This is a genomic window from Streptomyces griseiscabiei (assembly GCF_020010925.1).
GTDB classification, from domain to species: domain Bacteria; phylum Actinomycetota; class Actinomycetes; order Streptomycetales; family Streptomycetaceae; genus Streptomyces; species Streptomyces griseiscabiei.
Map to the genome: position 1 here is coordinate 822,518 of NZ_JAGJBZ010000001.1, position 21,755 is coordinate 844,272.

The window sequence follows — 21,755 nt, forward strand, 5'->3', positions numbered from 1 at the left end:
CACGATCGAGCGAGGGGAAATGCCCCGAACCGGCCGAAGAGGAGCACATAGATGAGTCCTGAGCGCAGGACGATGTCGCTGATAGGCCCGCTGGCCCGCCACAGAGTCACCCAGGTCGGCACTGTCGCCTCACTCGCGCTGGCGGTGACGGCCGGACTGACCGGCCCCGCCTCCGCGGCAACGCGAAGCGTGTCCGAGCACTCCACCACGACGAGAGCCGGCAACGACGAATGCCCTCCCGCCGACGAACACGGCGAGCACCACGACGACAACGGGCAGCACCAGGCCGAGCACGACGGCTCGTCCGACTGGTACGACCAGGACGGCCACGCGCGTACGACGGCACTCGGCGGCAACGACGACCAGTGCGAGCAGGAGCCCGGGGGCCCGACCGGGCCACCCGGACCGGAGGGGCCTCCCGGGCCGCAGGGACCCGCCGGGCCGGTCGGACCGAAGGGTGAGCCCGGGAAGCCGGGCAAGCCCGGGATGAAGGGCGACACCGGCGAGACCGGCGACACCGGGCCTCAGGGTCCCCAGGGCGAGACCGGCCCTCAGGGTCCCCAGGGCGAGATCGGCCCCAAGGGCGACAAGGGTGACCCCGGCGGCACCGTCCCCGGTCCCAAGGGCGAGAAGGGCGACCCTGGCGAGATCGGCCCGAAGGGTGACCAGGGCGAGCCCGGCACGGTAGGCCCCGCGGGCCCGGCCGGGTCCACCGGCCCCGCCGGACCGGCCGGCCCCGCAGGCCCCACTGGCCCTGCCGGACCCACCGGCCCCTGCGCCGACATCGACGCCGCGCAGGACTCCAAGAAGCGCGAGTTCCGGGTCGTCCTGTCCAAGGGGCGGGTCTTCGCCGGCATCCGCGACCTCCAGGGCAAGGCCTCCCACCCGTTCCTGTGGACCGACCTGAGCACCCACCCCAACTTCCCCTCGGGCGGCCGTGATTCACAGGGCCGCCACGTCGGCCACGCCTGCGGTGTCTCCGTCAACACGCACTCGCCCGACGACACCCAGGAACACGGTCAGAAGGAGACGGGCAAGGACACGGGCAAGGAGACCGGCAAGGAGCACAGCACCGGCACCGGGACCGGGACCGGCCACAGCCAGGGCACGGGCACGGGGCAGAGCCACAGCCAGGGCACCGGCCAGAGCACCGGCCAGGGTCACACCCAGCAGACGGGCCAGAGCCACACGCAGGGCACCGCCCAGAGCCAGACGCAGCAGACCGGCCAGAGCCACAGCCAGGGTCAGCCCCAGAGCGCGACCCAGACGACCGGTGCGGACACGGGCAAGGACCACGGCACCGGCAGCAGCGGCACGGGCACCGGCAAGGACCACGGCGAGGACAAGGGCCAGTACAACGGCGGCCACGCGAGCGCCGACAAGGGCCTCGTCAAGTTCAACGTCGTCACCACCGTGGGCCAGGTCTGGGAGACCACCTGCGTCCCGGTCGACACCCGCCCCCACGCCACCCTGAACTGCGACGACGCCCGCGGCAACCCGCGCCCCTGGTACCGGGTCGAGCTCCAGCCCTCGGACAACATCGTCAACGGCGGCTCGATCGTCACCCCCCGCGTGAGCGGCAGCTAACACGTGAGAAGGGGTGCCCGGAGCACGGCCGACCGGCCCTCCGGACACCCCTCACGACCAGAGCCCGCGGGCCCGCGGCCGGTCAGTGGCTGTGCTGCCCACTCCCCACCGGCTGCTTCACCGTCAACGGCAGCAGCTTCTTGCCCGTAGGGCCGATCTGGATGTGCGTGTCCATCTGCGGGCACACCCCGCAGTCGAAGCACGGCGTCCAGCGGCAGTCCTCGACCTCGGTCTCGTCGAGGGCGTCCTGCCAGTCCTCCCAGAGCCAGTCCTTGTCGAGGCCGGAGTCGAGGTGGTCCCAGGGGAGGACCTCCTCGTAGGTGCGCTCGCGGGTGGTGTACCAGTCGACGTCGAGACCGAAGTCGGCGAGGGCCTTGTCCGCGCAGCTCATCCAGCGGTCGTAGGAGAAGTGCTCGCGCCAGCCGTCGAAGCGGCCGCCGTCCTCGTAGACCGCGCGGATGACGGAGCCGATACGGCGGTCGCCGCGCGACAGCAGGCCCTCGACGATGCCGGGCTTGCCGTCGTGGTAGCGGAAGCCGATGGAGCGGCCGTACTTCTTGTCGCCGCGGATCCTGTCGCGGAGCTTCTCCAGACGCGCGTCCGTCTCCTCGGCGCTCAGCTGCGGCGCCCACTGGAACGGGGTGTGCGGCTTGGGGACGAACCCGCCGATCGACACCGTGCAGCGGATGTCGTTCTGGCCGGAGACCTTGCGGCCCTCGGCGATCACGTTCATCGCCATGTCGGCGATCTGGAGGACGTCCTCGTCGGTCTCGGTCGGCAGGCCGCACATGAAGTACAGCTTCACCTGGCGCCAGCCGTTGCCGTACGCGGTGGAGACGGTCCGGATCAGGTCCTCCTCCGAGACCATCTTGTTGATGACCTTGCGCATGCGCTCGGAGCCGCCCTCGGGGGCGAAGGTCAGACCGGAGCGGCGGCCGTTCCTCGTCAGCTCGTTGGCGAGGTCGACGTTGAAGGCGTCCACGCGGGTCGAGGGGAGGGACAGACCGACCTTGTCCTCCTCGTACCGGTCCGCGAGGCCCTTGGCGATGTCGCCGATCTCGCTGTGGTCGGCGGAGGAGAGGGAGAGCAGGCCGACCTCCTCGAAGCCGGTCGCCTTCAGGCCCTTCTCGACCATGTCGCCGATGCCGGTGATGGAGCGCTCGCGGACCGGGCGGGTGATCATGCCCGCCTGGCAGAAGCGGCAGCCGCGGGTGCAGCCGCGGAAGATCTCCACGGACATGCGCTCGTGGACCGTCTCGGCGAGCGGGACCAGCGGCTGCTTGGGGTACGGCCACTCGTCGAGGTCCATGACGGTGTGCTTGGACACCCGCCACGGGACACCCGACCTGTTCGGCACGACGCGGCCGATACGGCTGTCGGGGAGGTACTCGACGTCGTAGAAGGCCGGGATGTAGACCGAGCCGGTCTTCGCGAGACGGAGCAGGACCTCCTCGCGGCCTCCCGGCCGGCCCTCGGCCTTCCAGGCGCGGATGATCTCGGTCATGTCGAGCACGGCCTGCTCGCCGTCGCCGATGATCGCCGCGTCGATGAAGTCGGCGATCGGCTCGGGGTTGAAGGCCGCGTGGCCGCCGGCCAGCACGATCGGGTCGTCGAGCGTGCGGTCCCTGGACTCCAGGGGGATCCCGGCCAGGTCCAGCGCGGTCAGCATGTTGGTGTAGCCCAGCTCCGTGGAGAAGGACAGACCGAACACGTCGAAGGCCTTCACCGGGCGATGGCCGTCGACGGTGAACTGCGGGACGTCGTGCTCACGCATCAGCGCCTCCAGGTCCGGCCACACGCTGTACGTGCGCTCGGCGAGGACGCCCTCACGCTCGTTGAGGACCTCGTAGAGGATCATGACGCCCTGGTTGGGCAGACCGACCTCGTACGCGTCCGGGTACATCAGCGCCCAGCGGACGTCCGCGGACTCCCACGGCTTGACGGTGGAGTTCAGCTCACCGCCCACGTACTGGATCGGCTTCTGCACATGCGGGAGCAGGGCCTCTAGCTGTGGGAAGACCGACTCGACTGTCATCGCGGGAGTTACCTTCGTGAGCTGACAGGGGTGACCATCTAGCGTAACGCCCCCGGAGACACCCCTCGCACGCCCGCATCAGAAGGGCACGTCCGCCCTGATCTTCGCCCATGTCTCCGGCAGCGCCGCCTCCGCCAGCTCCGCCCGCCGTTCCTCCCTGCCGTACAGCAGTCCGTAGGTGAAGGCGCTCTCCCCCGGTGCCGCGTGGGCCTGGTGGGCGAGGTCGCGCAGGGCCTCGCGGGCCATCACGCTGTCCTGGTGGTCGCCGAGCAGGGTCTGCAGGGACTTCATGTCCTTGACCAGCGCCTTGGCCGGCTTGCCGAGCAGGGGGTGCGCCGCCTCGGCCGCGTAGCGGGTGCGCTTGGTCTTCTTGCGGGCCTCGTGCATGGCGAGGTCGCGGTCGGCGCCGGACGGCTGTGCCAGGGCCTCCTCGACGAGGGTCGCCACCTTGGCGAAGTCCTTCCGGACCGCCTTGGTGATCACCTTCTCGGGATCACCTCCGGCGGCTTCGAGCAGCGGCGGGTCCGCGATCACGGCGTCGAGGGACTCCAGCAGCTCCAGATACCGCTGTCCGTCCAGCGCCTCGATCAGTTCCCTGCGGGGGCCGCTGCCGCCGCCGTCCTTCCGCGACCAGGCGCGCAGCCGTGCGTGGACCGGGCCCGTCACCAGGGTCTCGGGGAGGGCGTCCAGTGCCTCGGTGAGCCGTTCCGTCAGGACTTCCTGGTCACGGTCGACGCCCAGTTCTCCCGCGAGCCACTTCAGTTCGTCGCCGATGGGGTCCGTGACTGCCCGGTCCAGCACCTTCCCGAACGACTTGAAGGTGCTGCGCAGCCGGCGCGTGGCGACCCGCATGCTGTGGACGGAGTCGAAGACGTCCCGGCGGACAGCGGGATCGAGCTCGACGATCGCGTCACGCTGGGCACAGACGTAGACGAGGACATGATCACCGGGGGTGACGGGCTCGACCGGAGCCACCGCCCCGGCCTTCGTCCGATCCGTCTTCTCTTTGTTCTTGTCTTTGTTCTTGTCTTTCTTCCGGCCCTTCTTGGGGGCCGTCTCCTGAAGGGCCCTGGCGAGCTTCGACGGTGAGTCCGACGGCCGTACGCCCGCCTTGCGCAGCTTCTTCTCGACCTTGTCGAGGAACGCGGGATCACCCTCGTCGGCGAGTTCCACCTCGATCTCGGACCACTGGGAGGTCCGGCCGTCCTCGGTGAGACGCTCGGCGACCACGGCGTCCACACTGACCTCGGCGAGGAGCGCGCCGTCCGCGTCGAGCAGTTCGCTGACGTCGCGGGAGGAGAGGAGACGGACCAGCGGGACCAGTTCGGTGGTCCGGACCCGGGAGCGGACCAGCCCGGCGAGTTCGTCGGGCAACGTGTCGGACAGCGGGGCCCGGATCTCGTCCCGTACACCCGAGGAGACCGGGAACTTCAGATGCCAGCCCGCGTCGCTGCCGCCCGTGCGGCGACGCAGAGTGATGGACGCGGCGGCGAGGCGTTCGTCGGGGGTGTCGTAGTAGACGGCGTCCAGCTCCGCCACGCCCTTGTCTATGACGGTCGCGACCCCGGCCACACCGGTGAGGTCCGGCAGGCCGCTCTCGTCGGACTCGTACTTCCGCTCGATCTCGCGCTTGGTGTCCGCCATGAAATGAATCTAGTCGCATATTCGGCAAAGGGGCAGACCATCGCGCCCCGGAGGGGAGCGGAGGCCTGCCCCGAAGAAGCGCCGAGCCCTACGCCGACATCGGGCGCTGCACTCTGATGGACTGCAGCAGCCCCACCGCCACCCACACCGCGAACATCGAGGATCCGCCGTACGACACGAACGGCAGCGGCAGGCCCGCCACCGGCATGATGCCGAGGGTCATGCCGATGTTCTCGAAGGACTGGAACGCGAACCAGGCGATGATGCCGCCGGCCACGATCGTGCCGTACAGCTCGGTGGTCTCGCGGGCGATGCGGCAGGCCCGCCACAGGACGACCCCGAGCAGCAGGATGATCAGCCCGGCGCCCACGAACCCGAGCTCCTCCCCCGCCACCGTGAAGACGAAGTCGGTCTGCTGCTCGGGCACGAACTGCCCGGTGGTCTGCGAGCCCTTGAACAGCCCGGTGCCGAGCAGTCCGCCGGAGCCGATGGCGATCCGGGCCTGGTTGGTGTTGTAGCCCACGCCCGCCGGGTCCAGCTCGGGGTTGGCGAAGGCCGCGAAGCGGTTGATCTGGTATTCGTCGAGCACTCCGAGCTGCCAGACGGCGATCGCGCCCGTGGCGCCCGTGCCGATGAGCCCGAGAACCCACCGGTTGGAGGCGCCGGAGGTCAGCAGGACACCGAGCACGATGACCACCATGACCATGACCGAGCCGAGGTCGGGCATGAGCAGGACGATCAGTATCGGGACGGCGGCGAGACCGAGGGCCTGGACGACCGTGCGGTGGTCCGGGTGGGGTTTGTCGCCGGCGTCCACCCGGGCCGCCAGCAGCATCGCCATCCCCAGGATGATCGTGATCTTCACGAACTCCGAGGGCTGGAGCGAGAAGCCGCCGCCGATGACGATCCACGCGTGGGCGCCGTTGATCGTCGCGCCCAGCGGGGTCAGCACCAGCAGGATCAGCAGGACCGAGATGCCGTACAGGATCGGCACGGCCGTGCGCAGGGTGCGGTGGCCGAGCCAGACCGTGCCGATCATCAGGGCGAAGCCGATGCCGGTGTTGAGCAGGTGCCGGAAGAGGAAGTAGTACGGGTCGCCCTGGTTGAGTTCGGTGCGGTTGCGGGTCGCCGAGTAGACGAGGGCCACGCCGATCAGGGAGAGCGCGATGGCCGAGAACAGTATCGGCCAGTCGAGCCGGCGGGCGAGCGAGTCACGGGCGAACAGCCGGGTCCAGCCGGAGCGTTCGGGACCGTACCCGGAGACGGAGAAGCTGTTGCCGGTCATACGGCCACCCGCCGCCTCTCTCCTCGACGGGCGGCGCGGTTTCCGCCGCTCCCCCGTGTGCTGACGATCGCCGCCAGGTCGGGCAGGGACACCGGCTGGGCGAGCGGCCCGGCGGCCAGGGTCCGGGCGTCCTCGGCCGCCTTCTCCTCCGCGCTCTTCTTCGGCGGGTACTTCTCCAGCTTCGGGGCGTCGATCGAGCCGTCGGACTCGATCTTCGGCAGACCCTTCTGCGGGGTGGGCAGGAGCGCCTTCTTCTTGTCGATCTTGCCGTCCTCGGAGACGCCGTACAGCGCGTTGTACAGCTTGCGCACGGCGGGGGCCGAGGCGCCGGAGCCCGTACCACCCTGGGAGATCGTCATGACGATCGAGTAGTCCTTGGTGTACGTGGTGAACCAGGAGGTCGTCTGCTTGCCGTAGACCTCGGCCGTACCCGTCTTGGCGTGCATCGGGATCTTGTCCTGCGGCCAGCCCTCGAAGCGCCAGGCCGCCGTACCGCGGGTCGCGACCCCTTCCAGCGCTTCGTCTATCTCGCCGAGGGTCTTCTTCGTCATCGGCAGCTTGCCGTGCGACTTGGGTGCGATCTCCTGGACGTGCTTGCCGTCGGCGCTGATGACCGCCTTGCCGACGGTGGGGTCGTAGAGGGTGCCGCCGTTGGAGATGGCCGCGTAGATGGTGGCCATCTGGATGGGGGTGACGAGGGTGTCGCCCTGGCCGATGGAGTAGTTGACGGAGTCACCGGCGCGCAGGCGGTTGCCTTCGAGGCAGTTCTCGTAGGCGATCTGCTCGGCGTACGAGCCGCCCTTCTTGCCGTACTTGCACCAGGCGTCCTTGTTGGCCTTCCAGTAGTCCTGCTTCCACTTGCGGTCCGGGATGCGGCCGGTGACCTCGTTGGGCAGGTCGATGCCGGTCTCGGCGCCGAGGCCGAACTGGTGGGCGGTCTTGTAGAACCAGTCGTTGGCGCCCTTCTTGGGCTTGATGCCGCCGTCGCGCTTCCACTCCTCGTGGGAGAGGCGGTAGAAGACGGTGTCGCAGGAGACCTCCAGCGCCTTGCCGAGGCTGATCGCGCCGTGGCTCTGGGACTCGAAGTTCTTGAAGACCTGGCCGCCGATCGAGTACGAACTGGAGCATTGGTAGGGGCCGTTGAAAGAGTAGCCCGCGTTCACCGCGGCGGCCGTCGGGATCACCTTGAAGACGGAGCCGGGGGCCGACTGGCCCTGGATCGCGCGGTTCAGCAGCGGGTAGTTGGACTTCTTGCCGGTGAGCCTGGCGTAGTCCTTGGCGGAGATGCCGCCGACCCAGGCGTTCGGGTCGTAGTCCGGGTTGGAGGCCATGGCGACGACACGGCCGGTCTTGGCCTCCATCACGACGACGGCCCCGGAGTCGGCCTTGTAGTGCGTGCCCGTGTTGCGGTCGACGATCTTGCGGGCTTCCTTCATCGCGTCGTTCAGCTCGTACTCCGCGATGCGCTGGACGCGGGCGTCGACGCTGGTGACCAGGTTGGCGCCGGGCTGGGCGGGGTCGGCCTCGGCCTCGCCGATGACACGGCCGAGGTTGTCGACCTCGTACCGGGTGACGCCGGCCTTGCCGCGCAGCTCCTTGTCGTACTGACGCTCCAGGCCGGAGCGCCCGACCTGGTCGGAGCGGAGGTACGGCGAGTCGGTGTCCTGGGCCTTGGTGATCTCCTCGTCGGTCACCGGGGAGAGATAGCCGAGGACCTGCGAGGTCTTGGAGCCGCCTGGGCTGGCGTACCGGCGGACGGCCTGGGGCTCGGCGGTGATGCCGGGGAAGTCCTCGGAGCGCTCGCGGATCTGCAGGGCCTGCTTGGCGGTGGCCTCGTCGGTGATGGGGATCGGCTGGTAGGGCGAGCCGTTCCAGCAGGGCTGGGGGGTCTCGGAGTCGCAGAGCCGGACCTTGTCCATGACGTCCCTGGGCTTCATGTCCAGGACGCCGGCGAGCTTGGTGAGGACGGCCTTGCCGTCGTCGTCCATCTTCAACAGGTCGGTGCGGGAGGCGGAGACGACCAGCCGGGTCTCGTTGTCCGCGATCGGCACTCCGCGGGCGTCCAGGATCGAGCCGCGCACGGCGGGCTGCACGACCTGCTGGACGTGGTTGCCGGAGGCCTCCTTGGCGTAGGCGTCGCCCTCGCGGATCTGGAGGTACCAGAGGCGGCCGCCGAGGGTGCCGAGGAGGGAGAAGACGAGGATCTGGATGATGATGAGCCGGATCTGGACCCGTGGGGTCCGCCCGGTCTCCGGGATGTTGGTCACTGCCTGTCTCCCCCTCTCAGTACGCCGACGGGTTGTGGACTCGTACGCATGAAGAACGGCCGGCCGGTGAAGGTCCGTTCCGCCCTGGCGCACTCGTTCGAGTGAACTCGTGGCTGTTCACAGCCGCTTGACCCCCTTGATGCGTCCCGCCCGGGCCACCCGGGACCTCGCGGCCTTGAGCCGGAGTCCGCCGCGCTGGTTGCCGATGCTCAGGCCGGTGCCTCCGGAGAGCCAGCCGGAGGAGACGTCGGGCGCCTTGGCGGCGCTGTTGGTCTCGGCGAGCGGGTCGTTCTCGGCACGCCGGGCGAGCGCCATGACACCGGGGACGACGAAGGGCGCGAGCAGCAGGTCGTAGAGCGCGGCGGTGAACAGCAGGCTGGTCAGGCCGACATGGCGGGCGGCGTCGTCGCCGACGAGGGCGCCGACACCGGCGTACAGCAGGGTCGCGCCGAGCGCGGCCACGACGACCACGGCCATGGGCCCGGTGGCCGACTTCAGGCGGCCGGTCTCGGGCTTCGCGAGCCCGGCGAGGTAGCCGATGACGCAGAGGACCAGGGCGTACCGGCCGGCCGCGTGGTCGGCGGGGGGCGCGAGGTCGGACAGCAGCCCGGCGCCGAAGCCGATGAGGGCGCCGCCGACATGGCCGTAGACCAGGGCGAGGCCGAGCACGGTGAGGAGCACCAGATCGGGGACGGCGCCCGGGAGATGGAGTCGGGCGAGGACGCTCACCTGGATCACCAGGGCGACGATCACCAGGGTGGTGGAGAGCAGCATCCGGTTGAAGCGCATGAAGGGGTCAGCTCCTACTGTCCTACGTCTACTGCTCTTGCGACTGTCCGTCGGTGCCGCCGGGTTCGTCCGCGCCCGGGGTGACCGTGACGGTCACGGTCGGCGTGGGGGTGGCCTTCGGCTTGGCCGGCAGGACGGTGTCGCGGGGGTCCTTGCGGGGCGGCTGGACGACGACGCCGACGATGTCGAGCTGGGTGAAGGCCACGAACGGCTTCACGTAGATCGTGCGGGTGAGGTCACCGCCGGAGGGGTCGACCTTGGAGACGAGACCGACCGGGACGCCGGGGACGAACGGCTTGTCGGCCTGTGAGCCGAAGGTGACCAGGCGGTCGCCCGCCTTGACCTTGGCCTTGCCGTTGAGGAGTTCGACGCGCAGCGGGCGGTCGCCCTGGCCGGAGGCGAAGCCGAGTTCGTCGGTGGCCTCCATACGGGTGCCGACGGTGAAGTCGGGGTCGTTGGCGAGGAGGACGGTCGCGGTGTTCGGCCCGACGGTGGTGACGCGGCCGACAAGCCCGTCGCCGTTGAGGACGGTCATGTCGCGGGTGACGCCGTCGTCGCGGCCGATGTCGATGGTGACGGTCCAGGAGAAGCCCTGGGCCGCTCCTATGGCGATGACCTCGGCGCCCTTGATGCCGTACTGGCCGTTCGCGGCGGTCTTCAGCATCTTGTCGAGCTGTTTGAGCCTGCTGCTGTTGCGGTCGTCGCTGCCGAGGGACGCCTTCAGTTCGGCGTTCTCCTTCTCCAGCGCGGCGAGGCGGTCGTGGCGGGAGCCGGAGTCGCGGACGGCGCTTATGGCGTTGCCGATCGGGTCGACGGCGGTGGAGACGCCGTCCTCGATCGGGCCGAAGACGGTGGCGGCTCCACGTCGGGCACCGTCGACCGGTGAGTCCTCCCCGCCGCGGATGTCCACCGTGATCAGCGCGAACGCGACGGCGATCAGCAGCACCAGGAGCAGCCGGCTCTCTCGTGTGTCCCTCACGTGCGGCGGCCGTGCCTTCCTCATAGGAATTCGACAGAAATTGGGGAATTCGGGTAGCCCCTCGGAATCCCGGGCCGGGAACCGTAGGGGCGCATTGTGGGAGCTTATGCCTCTATATCAACGATCCGCCGCACGAGAAGAGAACGTCCCGTACGGCGGAATCGAAGCGTTACGTCATCTGCGGGGCTGGGCGTCGAGCACCTGCTGCAACGCCTCGAACTCCTCGACGCACTTGCCGGAGCCGAGCGCCACGCTGTCCAGCGGGTCCTCGGCGATATGGATCGGCATTCCGGTCTCCCGGCGCAGCCGCTCGTCCAGGCCGCGGAGCAGGGCGCCGCCGCCGGTCAGGACGATGCCGCGGTCCATGATGTCGCCGGACAGCTCCGGAGGGCACTTGTCGAGGGTCGTCTTGACGGCATCGACGATGGCGTTGACGGGTTCCTCGATCGCCTTCCGCACTTCTCCGGCGGAGATGACGACGGTCTTGGGCAGCCCGGACACCAGGTCCCGGCCGCGGATTTCGGTGTGCTCGTCAGCGTCGAGGTCGTACGCCGAACCGATCGTGATCTTGATCTGTTCAGCCGTCCGCTCACCGAGGAGGAGCGAGTACTCCTTCTTGATGTGCTGGATGATCGCGTTGTCCAACTCGTCGCCCGCGACGCGGATGGACTGGGCGGTGACGATGCCGCCGAGCGAGATGACCGCGACCTCCGTGGTGCCGCCGCCGATGTCCACCACCATGTTGCCCGTGGCCTCGTGGACCGGCAGGCCGGAGCCGATGGCCGCGGCCATGGGCTCCTCGATGATGTGCACCTGACGAGCGCCGGCCTGGGAGGACGCCTCGATGACGGCGCGACGCTCGACACCGGTGATGCCGGACGGCACGCAGACGACGACCCGAGGACGGGCGAGATACCGCCGCTTGTGGATCTTCAGGATGAAGTAGCGGAGCATCCGCTCGGTGATCTCGAAGTCGGCGATGACACCGTCCTTCAGCGGACGTACGGCAACGATGTTGCCGGGGGTCCGCCCGATCATCTTCTTCGCTTCCGCGCCGACCGCGAGAATGCCACCGGTGTTGGTGTTGATCGCGACGACGGACGGCTCGTTCAGTACGATCCCGCGACCCCTGACGTACACCAGCGTGTTGGCGGTCCCGAGGTCGACAGCCATGTCACGGCCGATGAACGACATTGAGTTCCCCATCAGGATTCGTGTGGCCTTCCCAGGAGGGCACTGAGGGCTTTTGAGTGCCTTTCAGGCTTTTTCGGGTCGGCGAAGTGGGTGCTGTGACGTGAAGGCTTACATCGTAGTCTCGCCCGCACGAACACTGCGCGAGGGTCTTCGCCATTGTGGGCATGCGATGCGCCGCCTCGCCTCTGGAGACGATCCATCGGGGGTGCGCGTTCCCGCGATCGCCCCGCATATGCCGTTGTACGGCCGGAATTTCGGCGGAGATGGCTGGTCAGCCTGGGGCTAGGCCGTGTGGGTGGTGGCCGTGTTGCGAGAAGAGTAGAGGCGGCGGGAGCGGGACCGATCACCGGCCCCCGCCGTCACGGACGCGACTGTGCGCGTCCCGGGCTCAGGCGTCTCCTGAGCCCGGAGAGGCCCTGGGCTCACACGCGCCCGGGGAAGAAGATCTTCAGCTCGCGTTCGGCGGACTCCTCGGAGTCCGACGCGTGGATGAGGTTCTCCCGGACGATGACGCCGTAGTCACCGCGGATGGAACCGGGCTGGGCGGCGATCGGGTCCGTCGGGCCGGCCAGCGCCCGCACGCCCTCGATGACCCGCTCGCCCTCGACGACCAGCGCGACGACCGGGCCGGAGGCCATGAACTCGACGAGCGGCTCGTAGAACGGCTTGCCCTTGTGCTCGCCGTAGTGCTGCTCCAGCGTCTCCTGGTCCAGGGTCCGCAGTTCCAGCGCGGTGATCTGCCAGCCGGCCTTCCGCTCGATTCGGCTGATGATCTCGCCTGTCAGACCACGCCGGACGGCGTCGGGCTTGAGCAGGACGAGGGTGCGCTGGCTCACTGTGGTGACTCCTTCGTTTCACACGGGTGCGGAGCTCAGAGGCTACAGGGCCCGTCCGGCACCGTGTTACGCAGCGTCAGGATGCCCCGGCCTCGCCGGCCGTCTGCGCCGCGAAGCGGGCCTTCGCCTCGTCGACCTTGCGGCCGAAGTGGACCGAGGCCCACCACAGGGCGGCGAAGACCGCGCCCATGAAGAACATGGTCGGCACGAAGAAGCCGGAGAGGATCAGCGCGATCTGCAGGGCCCAGCCGAGCTGGACGCCGCCGGGCCGGGTGACGACGCCGCACAGCAGGACGCACAGGAACATGGCGACGCCGCTGACCGTCCAGACCGTCGACATGGCCAGATCCGGATCCTTCATGGCGACCAGCCCGGCGAAGCCGATCACGAAGAACTCGCCGATCAGGGTAGAAGAACAGAGAGTACGCATGGTGTGGAGATCAGCCCTTCCCCAGCAGCAGCCGGGCCTCGCCGACGGTGATGACGGAACCGGTGACGAGGACGCCACCGCCCGCGAACTCGCCCTCCTCCTCGGCGAGCGTGATCGCCGCCTCCAGGGCGTCCGGCAGCCGCGGTTCGACCTGCACCCGCTCCTCGCCGAACACCTCGACCGCGATCCCGGCCAGCTCGTCGGCGTCCATCGCGCGATGGCTGGTGTTCTGGGTGATCACGACCTCGGCGAAGATCGGTTCGAAGGCCTCCAGGAGCCCCCGTACGTTCTTGTCGCCGCTGGCCCCGACGACGCCGATCAGCCGGCTGAAGTCGAACGCCTCTCCGACGGCCTCGGCCGTGGCCCGTGCGCCCGCCGGGTTGTGGGCGGCGTCGAGGACGACGGTCGGGGACCGCCGTACGACTTCGAGCCGGCCCGGTGAGGAGACCGCCGCGAACGCCTTGCGGACCGTGTCGATGTCGAGCGGCTCGGGGCGCTGGGAGCCGACGCCGAAGAACGCCTCGACGGCGGCGAGGGCGACGGCCGCGTTGTGCGCCTGGTACGGGCCGTGCAGCGGGAGGTAGACCTCGGGGTACTCGCCGCCCAGGCCGCGCAGGGTGAGCATCTGCCCGCCGACGGCGACCTGCCGGGAGACGACGCCGAACTCCAGGCCCTCCCGGGCCACGGTCGCGTCGACCTCCACGGCCTTCTTCAGCATCACCTGCGCCGCGTCCACCGGCTGCTGCGCCAGGATCACGGTCGCGTCCTGCTTGACGATCCCCGACTTCTCGACGGCGATCTCGGCGGGCGTCTCGCCGAGCCGGTCGGTGTGGTCGAGGTCGATGGGGGTGACCACGGCGACGTCGCCGTCGATGACGTTGGTGGCGTCCCAGGTGCCGCCCATGCCGACCTCGACGACCGCCACGTCCACGGGGGCGTCGGCGAAGGCGGCGTACGCCATGCCGGTCAGCACCTCGAAGAAGGAGAGCCGGTACTCCTGCGCCGCGTCGACCATCTCGATGTACGGCTTGATGTCCTCGTACGTCTCGATGAACCGCTCGGCGGAGATCGGGGCGCCGTCGAGGCTGATGCGCTCGGTGATCGACTGGACGTGCGGGGAGGTGTAGCGGCCGGTGCGCAGCTCGAAGGCGCCGAGGAGGGCCTCGATCATGCGGGCGGTGGAGGTCTTGCCGTTGGTGCCGGTGATGTGGATCGAGGGGTACGAGCGCTGGGGCTCGCCCAGGACGTCCATCAGCGCGGCGATCCTCGTGACCGAGGGTTCCAGCTTGGTCTCGCCCCAGCGGCCGGCCAGTTCCGTCTCGACCGCGCGGAGCGCCTTGTCGACGGCCGGGTCGGTGGGGCGGGCCGGGACACCGTCCTGCGGGGCGCCGCCCTGGGTACGCAGGGTGCGGCTGCCGGCCTCGATCACCGCGAGGTCCGGATCCCGGTCGGTCTCCGCGGCGATGATCTCCTCGAAGGGGTCGATCGGGTCGGGCTGCGTGTCACTGCGTTCGCTCACGGGGTCAGTCTACGAGTTTGGCTCTGCCGGGCTGTGGGCGCCTCATGGGGTGGGGGTGCGGGCCTTCGGGCGGCTGCGGGTGAGTGGGACGTTGCTCGCGCAGTTCCCCGCGCCCCTTGGGAAACCGGCGCTCGCCAGGCGCCCCGACGCGGCAGAAGGCCCCGGTGCCGTGAAGCATCGGGGCCTTCGTGTGTACATACGGACCGCTACGCCTGCGGCAGGCGGTCCAGCTGGGCGGCGATGCGGGCGATGTCCTCGTCCGCCTTCGCGAGGCGTCCGCGGATCTTGTCGACGACCTGGTCCGGGGCCTTGGCGAGGAACGCCTCGTTGCCGAGCTTGGCCGTGGCCTGGGACTTCTCCTTCTCGGCGGCCGCGAGGTCCTTCGCGAGGCGCTTGCGCTCGGCGGCGACGTCGATGACGCCGGAGAGGTCGAGGGCGACCTCGGCGCCCGCCACCGGCAGGGTCGCGGTGGCCGCGAAGCCCTCGCCCTCGGGCTGGAGGCGCAGGAGCTGACGGATCGCGGCCTCGTGCGGGGCGAGGACCGTACCGTCGAGCGTGAGGCGGGCCGGGACGCGCTGGCCGGGCTGGAGGCCCTGGTCGGCGCGGAACCGGCGGACCTCGGTGACGACCTGCTGGACCAGCTCGATCTCGCGCTCGGCGGCGTCGTCGCGGAAGCCGCTGTCCCCCGGCCAGTCGGCGATGACGAGGGACTCGCCGCCGGTCAGCGTGGTCCACAGGGTGTCCGTGACGAACGGGACGACCGGGTGGAGCAGGCGCAGGGTGACGTCCAGGACCTCTCCCAGGACGCGCTTGCTGACCTCGGCCGGCTCGCCGCCCGCCTGGAACGTCGTCTTGGACAGCTCGACGTACCAGTCGAAGACCTCGTCCCACGCGAAGTGGAACAGGGCGTCGCTGAGCTTGGCGAACTGGAAGTCCTCGTAGTACGCGTCGACCTGCTCGACGGTCTCGTTGAGGCGGGCGAGGATCCAGCGGTCGGTCGCCGAGAGCTTCGACGCCTCCGGCAGCGGGCCCTCGACCGTCGCGCCGTTCATCAGGGCGAAGCGGGTGGCGTTCCAGATCTTGTTGGCGAAGTTGCGGGAGGCCTGGACCCAGTCCTCGCCGATCGGGACGTCGGTGCCCGGGTTGGCGCCGCGCGCGAGGGTGAAGCGGAGCGCGTCGGAGCCGTACTTGTCCATCCAGTCGAGCGGGTCCACGACGTTGCCGAAGGACTTCGACATCTTCTTGCCGCGCTCGTCGCGGACCAGGCCGGTCAGCGCGATGGTCTTGAAGGGGACCTCGCCGTCCATGGCGTAGAGGCCGAACATCATCATCCGGGCGACCCAGAAGAAGATGATGTCGTGGCCGGTGAGCAGGACGTCGGTGGAGTAGAACTTCCGCAGGTCCGCGGTCTGTTCGGGCCAGCCGAGCGTGGAGAACGGCCACAGGCCGGAGGAGAACCAGGTGTCCAGGACGTCGGTGTCCTGGGTCCAGCCCTCGGCCTCCGTGCCGGGCGGCTGCTCGTCGGGGCCGACGCAGACCGTCTCGCCGTTCGGGCCGTACCAGACGGGGATGCGGTGGCCCCACCAGAGCTGGCGCGAGATGCACCAGTCGTACATGTTGTCGACCCAGTCGAAGTAGCGCTTCGACATGTCCTCGGGGTGGATCTTGACCCGGCCGTCGCGGACGGCGTCACCGGCCGCCTTGGCCAGGGGGCCGACCTTGACCCACCACTGCATGGACAGGCGCGGCTCGACCGTGGTCTTGCAGCGCGAGCAGTGGCCGACGGAGTGGGTGTACGGCCGCTTCTCGGCGACGATCCGGCCCTGCGAACGCAGCGCGCCGACGACGGCGGAGCGGGCCTCGAAGCGGTCCTGGCCGAGGAAGGGGCCGTGGACGGTGATGACACCGTGCTCGTCCATGATCGTCATGGAGGGCAGGTCGTGGCGCTGGCCGATCGCGAAGTCGTTCGGGTCGTGGGCCGGCGTGACCTTGACCGCGCCGGTGCCGAACTCGGGGTCGACATGGGTGTCCGCGACGACCGGGATGGAGCGGTCGGTGAGCGGGAGCTTGATCAGCTTGCCGATGAGGTGCTGGTACCGCTCGTCGTCCGGGTGGACGGCGACGGCGGTGTCACCGAGCATCGTCTCGGCGCGGGTCGTGGCGACGACCAGGCTGTCGTCCCCCTCGCCGTACCGGATGGAGACCAGCTCGCCGGCGTCCTCCTGGTGCTCGACCTCGATGTCGGAGATCGCGGTGAGACAGCGGGGACACCAGTTGATGATGCGCTCGGCCCGGTAGATCAACTCGTCGTCGTAGAGCCGCTTGAAGATGGTCTGGACGGCCTTGGACAGGCCTTCGTCCATGGTGAACCGCTCGCGGTCCCAGTCGACTCCGTCGCCGAGGCGGCGCATCTGGCCGAGGATCTTGCCGCCGTACTCCTCCTTCCACTGCCAGACGCGCTCGACGAACTCCTCGCGCCCCAAGTCGTGGCGGGACTTGCCCTCTTCGGCGAGCTGCTGCTCGACCTTGTTCTGCGTGGCGATGCCGGCGTGGTCCATGCCGGGGAGCCACAGGGCCTCGTAACCCTGCATGCGCTTACGGCGCGTGAGGGCGTCCATGAGGGTGTGCTGGAAGGCGTGGCCGAGGTGCAGGCTGCCGGTGACGTTCGGCGGGGGGATGACGATGGTGTACGCGGGCTTGTCGCTCTTGGCGTCGGCCGCGAAGTAACCACGCTCTACCCAGCGCTCGTACAGCGCCCCCTCTACATCGGCCGGCGCGTACTGGGTCGGCAGATCGGTGGCGGGCGCTGGAGGCTGCTGCTGAGCGTTCTCGGTCACCCGCCCAGTTTAGGGGTGTCACGGGGTGGTCCCGAAACCCGATTCTTCCGTAACGGTGTGACCCCCGGTGCGTGGGACCCATCGTGTTTGCGCCAGGATGTCAGGAACACATAAGCATCTGGAGGGGAACCCAGAACATGAGTCACAACCAGCCGGGCCCGTACGGCGGGCAGCCCCAGCAGCCCGGACCGTACGGACAGCCGGGCCCCTACGGCCAGCAGCCGCCGCAGGCCGCCCCCCAGCCCGGCTACGGCTACCCGCAGCAGGCACCTCCGCAGCAGCAGCCCGGCTACGGTTACCCCCAGCAGGCCCCCCAGGGCGTCCCGCCCCAGACCCCGCCCTACGGTCAGCAGCAGGCGTACGGCCAGCAGGCCCCGTACGGTCAGCAGCCCTACCCGACGGTGCCGCAGCCGCCGGTCGCCTCCGGCGGTGGCGGCAAGAAGGTCGGCATCATCCTCGGCGCGGTCGCCGTGGTGGCGGCGGTCGCGGTGGGCGCGTACCTCGTGTTCGGCGGGGGCGCCGGCGCGGACATCGCGGACGACGGGCCGCACAAGCTGACGACGCCGGCGACGGTGCTCAGCGAGTACAAGAAGGCCGAAGGCGGCGGCGACAGCGGCGCCATGTCCGAGGACGATCTGAAGGACGCCGAGAACTGGGGTGTCAAGAACCCCAAGGACGTCAACGCCAACTACCAGTCGGGCGACGAGAGCAACCCGCTCGCCGGGAAGATGCTCTCGTTCGGTGGCGTCTACGGCGAGATCGAGGACCCCGAGGCGGCGGTCGACGGTTTCTTCGCCTTCATGAAGAAGGACGCCCAGAAGGAGGACGGCGACGTCACCTTCGTCGGCGACCCGAAGGAGTACACCCCCGACGCCCTCGACGGCGCCGTCCTGAAGTGCCAGGAGGTCCAGATGGACAACTCCGACAGCACTTCGGCGACCGAGCCGAAGAAGGTGAACATGACCTACTGCGTGTGGGGCGACTACAGCACCCTCGGCTTCGCCCTGCCGATGGAGTTCGCCGACGTCGCCGCGGGCAAGAGCACCGAACCCGAGGACGCGGCCGACATCACGGCCAAGCTCCGCAACGAGGTTCGCGTCAAGATCTGATCAACCTCGAAGGGGCCCCGGTCTGTTGACCGGGGCCCCTTTCGATGTCGGCATCGCCTTCGGGCTACGCCGTCTTCTGCTCGCCCGGTCCCCGGCCGCGGGCGTCGCGCGGGATCAGGGTGGGGTTGACGTTGGAGCGGACCACGTCGGCGTTGATGACCACGCGGGCGACGTCCTTGCGGGACGGGACCTCGTACATGACCGACATGAGGACTTCCTCCATGATGGCGCGCAGACCGCGGGCGCCGGTCTGGCGGAGGATGGCCTGGTCGGCGATGGCTTCGAGGGCCTCGCGCTCGAAGTCCAGCTCCACGCCGTCGAGTTCGAAGAGGCGCTGGTACTGCTTCACCAGGGCGTTGCGGGGCTCGATCAGGATCTGGAGGAGGGCCTCGCGGTCCAGGTTGTGGACGGAGGTGATGACGGGGAGGCGGCCGATGAACTCGGGGATCATGCCGAACTTGACCAGGTCCTCCGGCATGACGTCCTCGAACTGGTCCTTGGACTCCAGCTCGCGCTTCGAGCGGATCGTGGCGCCGAAGCCGATGCCCTTGGCGCCGGCCCGGGACTCGATGATCTTCTCCAGGCCGGAGAAGGCGCCGCCGACGATGAACAGGACGTTCGTGGTGTCGATCTGGATGAATTCCTGGTGCGGGTGCTTACGGCCGCCCTGCGGGGGGACCGAGGCCGTCGTGCCTTCCAGGATCTTCAGGAGGGCCTGCTGCACGCCCTCACCCGATACGTCGCGGGTGATGGACGGGTTTTCGCTCTTTCGGGCCACCTTGTCGATCTCGTCGATGTAGATGATGCCCGTCTCGGCCTTCTTGACGTCGTAGTCCGCCGCCTGGATCAGCTTCAGCAGGATGTTCTCGACGTCCTCGCCGACATAGCCGGCCTCCGTCAGCGCGGTCGCGTCGGCGATCGCGAACGGGACGTTCAGCATGCGCGCGAGGGTCTGGGCGAGGAGGGTCTTGCCGGAGCCCGTGGGGCCCAGCAGCAGGATGTTGGACTTCGCCAACTCGATGGCGTCCTCGCGGCTTTGACCGCCGCCGTTCTCGCCGGCCTGGACCCGCTTGTAGTGGTTGTAGACCGCTACGGAGAGCGCCTTCTTGGCCGCCTCCTGACCGACTACGTACCCCTCCAGGAACTCGTAGATCTCGCGGGGCTTCGGGAGTTCCTCCCAGCGGACCTCGCTGGTCTCCGCGAGTTCTTCCTCGATGATCTCGTTGCAGAGGTCGATGCACTCGTCGCAGATGTACACACCGGGCCCTGCGATGAGCTTCTTGACCTGCTTCTGGCTCTTGCCGCAGAACGAGCACTTGAGCAGATCGCCGCCGTCACCGATGCGTGCCACGGTGTGCTTCCCCTTCGCCTGGGAGTCGACTGGACGATTGGAATCCAGCGGCTCCTGGTGCTGCCTTATGTCGACGGTACCTTGCCTGGCCCCCCGTTCGGGCCCCCCTTGGCACGGTTCGCTTTGACGTGCACCTTGTCGTGCACTGGGTCAAACGGTGCCAACCATGTCAAGGGGCGGCAGACATTACAGCCTTTCCGCGGTCAGCGGACGTTGTTGTTGTTCATCTTCCGCGTGGAGATGATCTGGTCGATCAGGCCGTACGACAGCGCGTCCTCGGCCGTGAGGATCTTGTCGCGCTCGATGTCCTCGCGGATCTTCTCGATCGGCGTGGTGGAGTGCTTGGCCAGCATGTCCTCCAGCTGACCACGCATCCGGAGGATCTCGTTGGCGGCGATCTCCAGGTCGGAGACCTGACCGCGGCCCGTCTCGCTGTACGGCTGGTGGATCAGGACGCGGGCGTTCGGCAGCGCCATGCGCTTGCCCGGCGTACCGGCGGCCAGCAGGATCGCGGCGGCGGAGGCCGCCTGGCCCATGCAGACCGTCTGGATGTCGGGCTTCACGAACTGCATCGTGTCGTAGATCGCGGTGAGCGCCGTGAAAGAGCCGCCGGGGCTGTTGATGTAGACCGAGATGTCCCGGTCGGGGTCCATCGACTCCAGGCACAGCAGCTGCGCCATGACGTCGTTGGCGGAGGCGTCGTCGATCTGCACCCCGAGGAAGATCACCCGCTCCTCGAAGAGCTTCGCGTACGGGTCGTACTCACGGATGCCCTGCGAGGTGCGCTCGACGAAGCGCGGGATGACATAACGGGACTCGGCCGTCGGGCCCGAGTACTGGGAGCGTGCGCCGTCGTAGAGGCCGCTGCCGGGGAAGTCGTTCACTGTGGTCTCCTGGAAGCCTGAGAGGGGCTGAGGCGGTCGGCTGGGGGCTTTGCGGGGGTGAGGGTGGCGGCGGGTGCCGTCACTCCTGCCCGGCCCCGGTGCCGCCGCCGCCCGGCATACCGGCGGCCGTGGGGATCACGTCGTCGATGAGGCCGTACTCCTTGGCCTCGAAGGCGTCGAACCAGCGGTCACGGTCCGAGTCGCGCGTCACCTGCTCGACGGTCTGGCCCGTGTGCTGGGAGGTCAGCTCCGCCATACGCTTCTTGGTGTGCAGCAGCCGCTCGGCGTGGATCTTGATGTCCGAGGCCGAACCGGCCAGGCCGGCCGAGGGCTGGTGGATCAGGATCTCGGCGTTCGGCAGCGCGAAGCGCTTGCCGGGGGTGCCCGCGCTGAGCAGGAACTGGCCCATCGAGGCCGCGAGGCCCATGGCGATCGTCACGACGTCGTTCTTGATGAACTGCATCGTGTCGTAGATCGCCATACCGGCCGTGATGGAGCCGCCGGGGCTGTTGATGTAGAGGTAAATGTCCTTGTCAGGGTCTGCGGCAAGGAGCAGCAGCTGTGCGGTGATCTTGTTCGCGATGTCGTCGTCGACCGGCTGGCCGAGGAAGATGATCCGCTCGTTGAGCAGCCGGTTGTAGACCTGGTCGCCGAGGCCACCGCCGATGGAAGGCTCGCCGGCGGCGGAGGGCATCAGATTCGTCACGTATCCACCTGCTCGTCTTACGACGGCGCCGGGCCGTCTTCACGTTTCCCTTCCGGGGACCGAGCCGTTTTCCCGACGGCTCCGCCCTCGTATTCATGGACCCTAACGCGGTGGCTCCGCCGGTGAATCCCGCAGAGGGAACTGTTCGCTGTCAGCGCATGCGCTCCGCTGGTCGAGCGGGTGCGTTGTGGCCCCCGGCCCGGAAAGGGGCGCGGGGAACTGCGCGGCCGGCCGAGAACAAGCCGCACTCGCCGACGCGCCTGGCGTGCCAGACGCGGCTGCGGCTCGTACGTGGCCGGTCGC

16 protein-coding genes are annotated in these 21,755 nt (G+C 69.0%); 2 read left to right on the forward strand and 14 right to left on the reverse strand.

Annotated features, from left to right (window positions below; genetic code table 11):
- The first annotated feature begins 51 nt into the window (after positions 1 to 51).
- Positions 52 to 1,587 carry a collagen-like domain-containing protein gene (locus J8M51_RS03545; RefSeq protein WP_086761939.1) on the forward strand — a complete coding sequence of 512 codons (1,536 nt, stop codon included), beginning with the start codon at positions 52 to 54 and terminating at the stop codon, positions 1,585 to 1,587.
- 82 nt (positions 1,588 to 1,669) lie between these two features.
- Here J8M51_RS03545 and J8M51_RS03550 read toward each other — a convergent pair whose 3' ends face one another.
- The 11 genes from J8M51_RS03550 to J8M51_RS03600 all read right to left on the reverse strand — a co-directional run bounded on the left by J8M51_RS03550 (position 1,670) and on the right by J8M51_RS03600 (position 17,402).
- The gene (locus J8M51_RS03550; RefSeq protein WP_086753293.1) at positions 1,670 to 3,622 is read right to left on the reverse strand and encodes a TIGR03960 family B12-binding radical SAM protein; all 1,953 of its coding nucleotides are present in this window, start codon (positions 3,620 to 3,622) and stop codon (positions 1,670 to 1,672) included.
- A gap of 78 nt (positions 3,623 to 3,700) precedes the next feature.
- Complete coding sequence (locus tag J8M51_RS03555) at positions 3,701 to 5,266, reverse strand: CYTH and CHAD domain-containing protein (RefSeq protein ID WP_086753295.1); 1,566 nt, start codon at positions 5,264 to 5,266, stop codon at positions 3,701 to 3,703.
- Positions 5,267 to 5,354: 88 nt separating this feature from the next.
- The gene (gene rodA / locus J8M51_RS03560; RefSeq protein ID WP_086753297.1) at positions 5,355 to 6,551 is read right to left on the reverse strand and encodes a rod shape-determining protein RodA; all 1,197 of its coding nucleotides are present in this window, start codon (positions 6,549 to 6,551) and stop codon (positions 5,355 to 5,357) included.
- Positions 6,548 to 8,818, reverse strand: coding sequence for a penicillin-binding protein 2 (mrdA, locus tag J8M51_RS03565; protein ID WP_086753299.1), 2,271 nt, complete (start codon positions 8,816 to 8,818; stop codon positions 6,548 to 6,550). The genes rodA and mrdA overlap by 4 nt, the downstream gene beginning before the upstream one ends.
- A 117-nt stretch (positions 8,819 to 8,935) precedes the next feature.
- A complete protein-coding gene (gene mreD, locus J8M51_RS03570; RefSeq protein WP_086753301.1) occupies positions 8,936 to 9,607 on the reverse strand; it encodes a rod shape-determining protein MreD in 672 nt (223 codons plus the stop codon).
- Positions 9,608 to 9,635: 28 nt separating this feature from the next.
- The gene (gene mreC / locus J8M51_RS03575; RefSeq protein ID WP_086753303.1) at positions 9,636 to 10,586 is read right to left on the reverse strand and encodes a rod shape-determining protein MreC; all 951 of its coding nucleotides are present in this window, start codon (positions 10,584 to 10,586) and stop codon (positions 9,636 to 9,638) included.
- A 174-nt stretch (positions 10,587 to 10,760) separates the two neighbouring features.
- Positions 10,761 to 11,780 (reverse strand): rod shape-determining protein, encoded by a 1,020-nt coding sequence (locus J8M51_RS03580; RefSeq protein WP_005479350.1) that lies wholly within the window; start codon positions 11,778 to 11,780, stop codon positions 10,761 to 10,763.
- Positions 11,781 to 12,202: 422 nt separating this feature from the next.
- On the reverse strand, positions 12,203 to 12,616 hold the full coding sequence (ndk, locus tag J8M51_RS03585; protein WP_086753305.1) for a nucleoside-diphosphate kinase: 414 nt from the start codon (positions 12,614 to 12,616) through the stop codon (positions 12,203 to 12,205).
- 76 nt (positions 12,617 to 12,692) lie between these two features.
- Positions 12,693 to 13,046 (reverse strand): DUF4233 domain-containing protein, encoded by a 354-nt coding sequence (locus J8M51_RS03590; protein WP_086753307.1) that lies wholly within the window; start codon positions 13,044 to 13,046, stop codon positions 12,693 to 12,695.
- A gap of 10 nt (positions 13,047 to 13,056) precedes the next feature.
- Positions 13,057 to 14,565 carry a bifunctional tetrahydrofolate synthase/dihydrofolate synthase gene (gene folC, locus J8M51_RS03595; protein WP_086753309.1) on the reverse strand — a complete coding sequence of 503 codons (1,509 nt, stop codon included), beginning with the start codon at positions 14,563 to 14,565 and terminating at the stop codon, positions 13,057 to 13,059.
- A 206-nt stretch (positions 14,566 to 14,771) separates the two neighbouring features.
- Positions 14,772 to 17,402, reverse strand: coding sequence for a valine--tRNA ligase (locus J8M51_RS03600; protein ID WP_086753311.1), 2,631 nt, complete (start codon positions 17,400 to 17,402; stop codon positions 14,772 to 14,774).
- A gap of 137 nt (positions 17,403 to 17,539) precedes the next feature.
- Between J8M51_RS03600 and J8M51_RS03605 the strand changes: the two genes are divergently transcribed.
- Positions 17,540 to 18,511: a hypothetical protein gene (locus J8M51_RS03605; protein WP_267298957.1), complete on the forward strand. Its 972-nt coding sequence runs from the start codon at positions 17,540 to 17,542 to the stop codon at positions 18,509 to 18,511.
- 64 nt (positions 18,512 to 18,575) lie between these two features.
- Here the strand turns inward: J8M51_RS03605 and clpX are convergent, their stop codons facing one another.
- From clpX to J8M51_RS03620, 3 genes are all read right to left on the reverse strand, one after another.
- Positions 18,576 to 19,862, reverse strand: a complete 1,287-nt coding sequence (gene clpX, locus J8M51_RS03610; protein ID WP_086762710.1) for an ATP-dependent Clp protease ATP-binding subunit ClpX — start codon at positions 19,860 to 19,862, stop codon at positions 18,576 to 18,578.
- 203 nt (positions 19,863 to 20,065) lie between these two features.
- The gene (locus J8M51_RS03615; protein ID WP_013003578.1) at positions 20,066 to 20,746 is read right to left on the reverse strand and encodes an ATP-dependent Clp protease proteolytic subunit; all 681 of its coding nucleotides are present in this window, start codon (positions 20,744 to 20,746) and stop codon (positions 20,066 to 20,068) included.
- Between the two features lie 79 nt (positions 20,747 to 20,825).
- Positions 20,826 to 21,440: an ATP-dependent Clp protease proteolytic subunit gene (locus J8M51_RS03620; protein WP_086762708.1), complete on the reverse strand. Its 615-nt coding sequence runs from the start codon at positions 21,438 to 21,440 to the stop codon at positions 20,826 to 20,828.
- Positions 21,441 to 21,755 lie beyond the last annotated feature (315 nt).

Coding starts and splice junctions, on each gene's coding strand:
- J8M51_RS03545 (WP_086761939.1), top strand. CDS start 52: ATGAGTCCTGAGCGCAGGACGATGTCGCTGATAGGCCCGCTGGCCCGC.
- J8M51_RS03550 (WP_086753293.1), bottom strand. CDS start 3,622: ATGACAGTCGAGTCGGTCTTCCCACAGCTAGAGGCCCTGCTCCCGCAT.
- J8M51_RS03555 (WP_086753295.1), bottom strand. CDS start 5,266: ATGGCGGACACCAAGCGCGAGATCGAGCGGAAGTACGAGTCCGACGAG.
- rodA (WP_086753297.1), bottom strand. CDS start 6,551: ATGACCGGCAACAGCTTCTCCGTCTCCGGGTACGGTCCCGAACGCTCC.
- mreD (WP_086753301.1), bottom strand. CDS start 9,607: ATGCGCTTCAACCGGATGCTGCTCTCCACCACCCTGGTGATCGTCGCC.
- J8M51_RS03580 (WP_005479350.1), bottom strand. CDS start 11,780: ATGTCGTTCATCGGCCGTGACATGGCTGTCGACCTCGGGACCGCCAAC.
- J8M51_RS03590 (WP_086753307.1), bottom strand. CDS start 13,046: ATGCGTACTCTCTGTTCTTCTACCCTGATCGGCGAGTTCTTCGTGATC.
- J8M51_RS03605 (WP_267298957.1), top strand. CDS start 17,540: ATGAGTCACAACCAGCCGGGCCCGTACGGCGGGCAGCCCCAGCAGCCC.
- J8M51_RS03620 (WP_086762708.1), bottom strand. CDS start 21,440: ATGCCCTCCGCCGCCGGCGAGCCTTCCATCGGCGGTGGCCTCGGCGAC.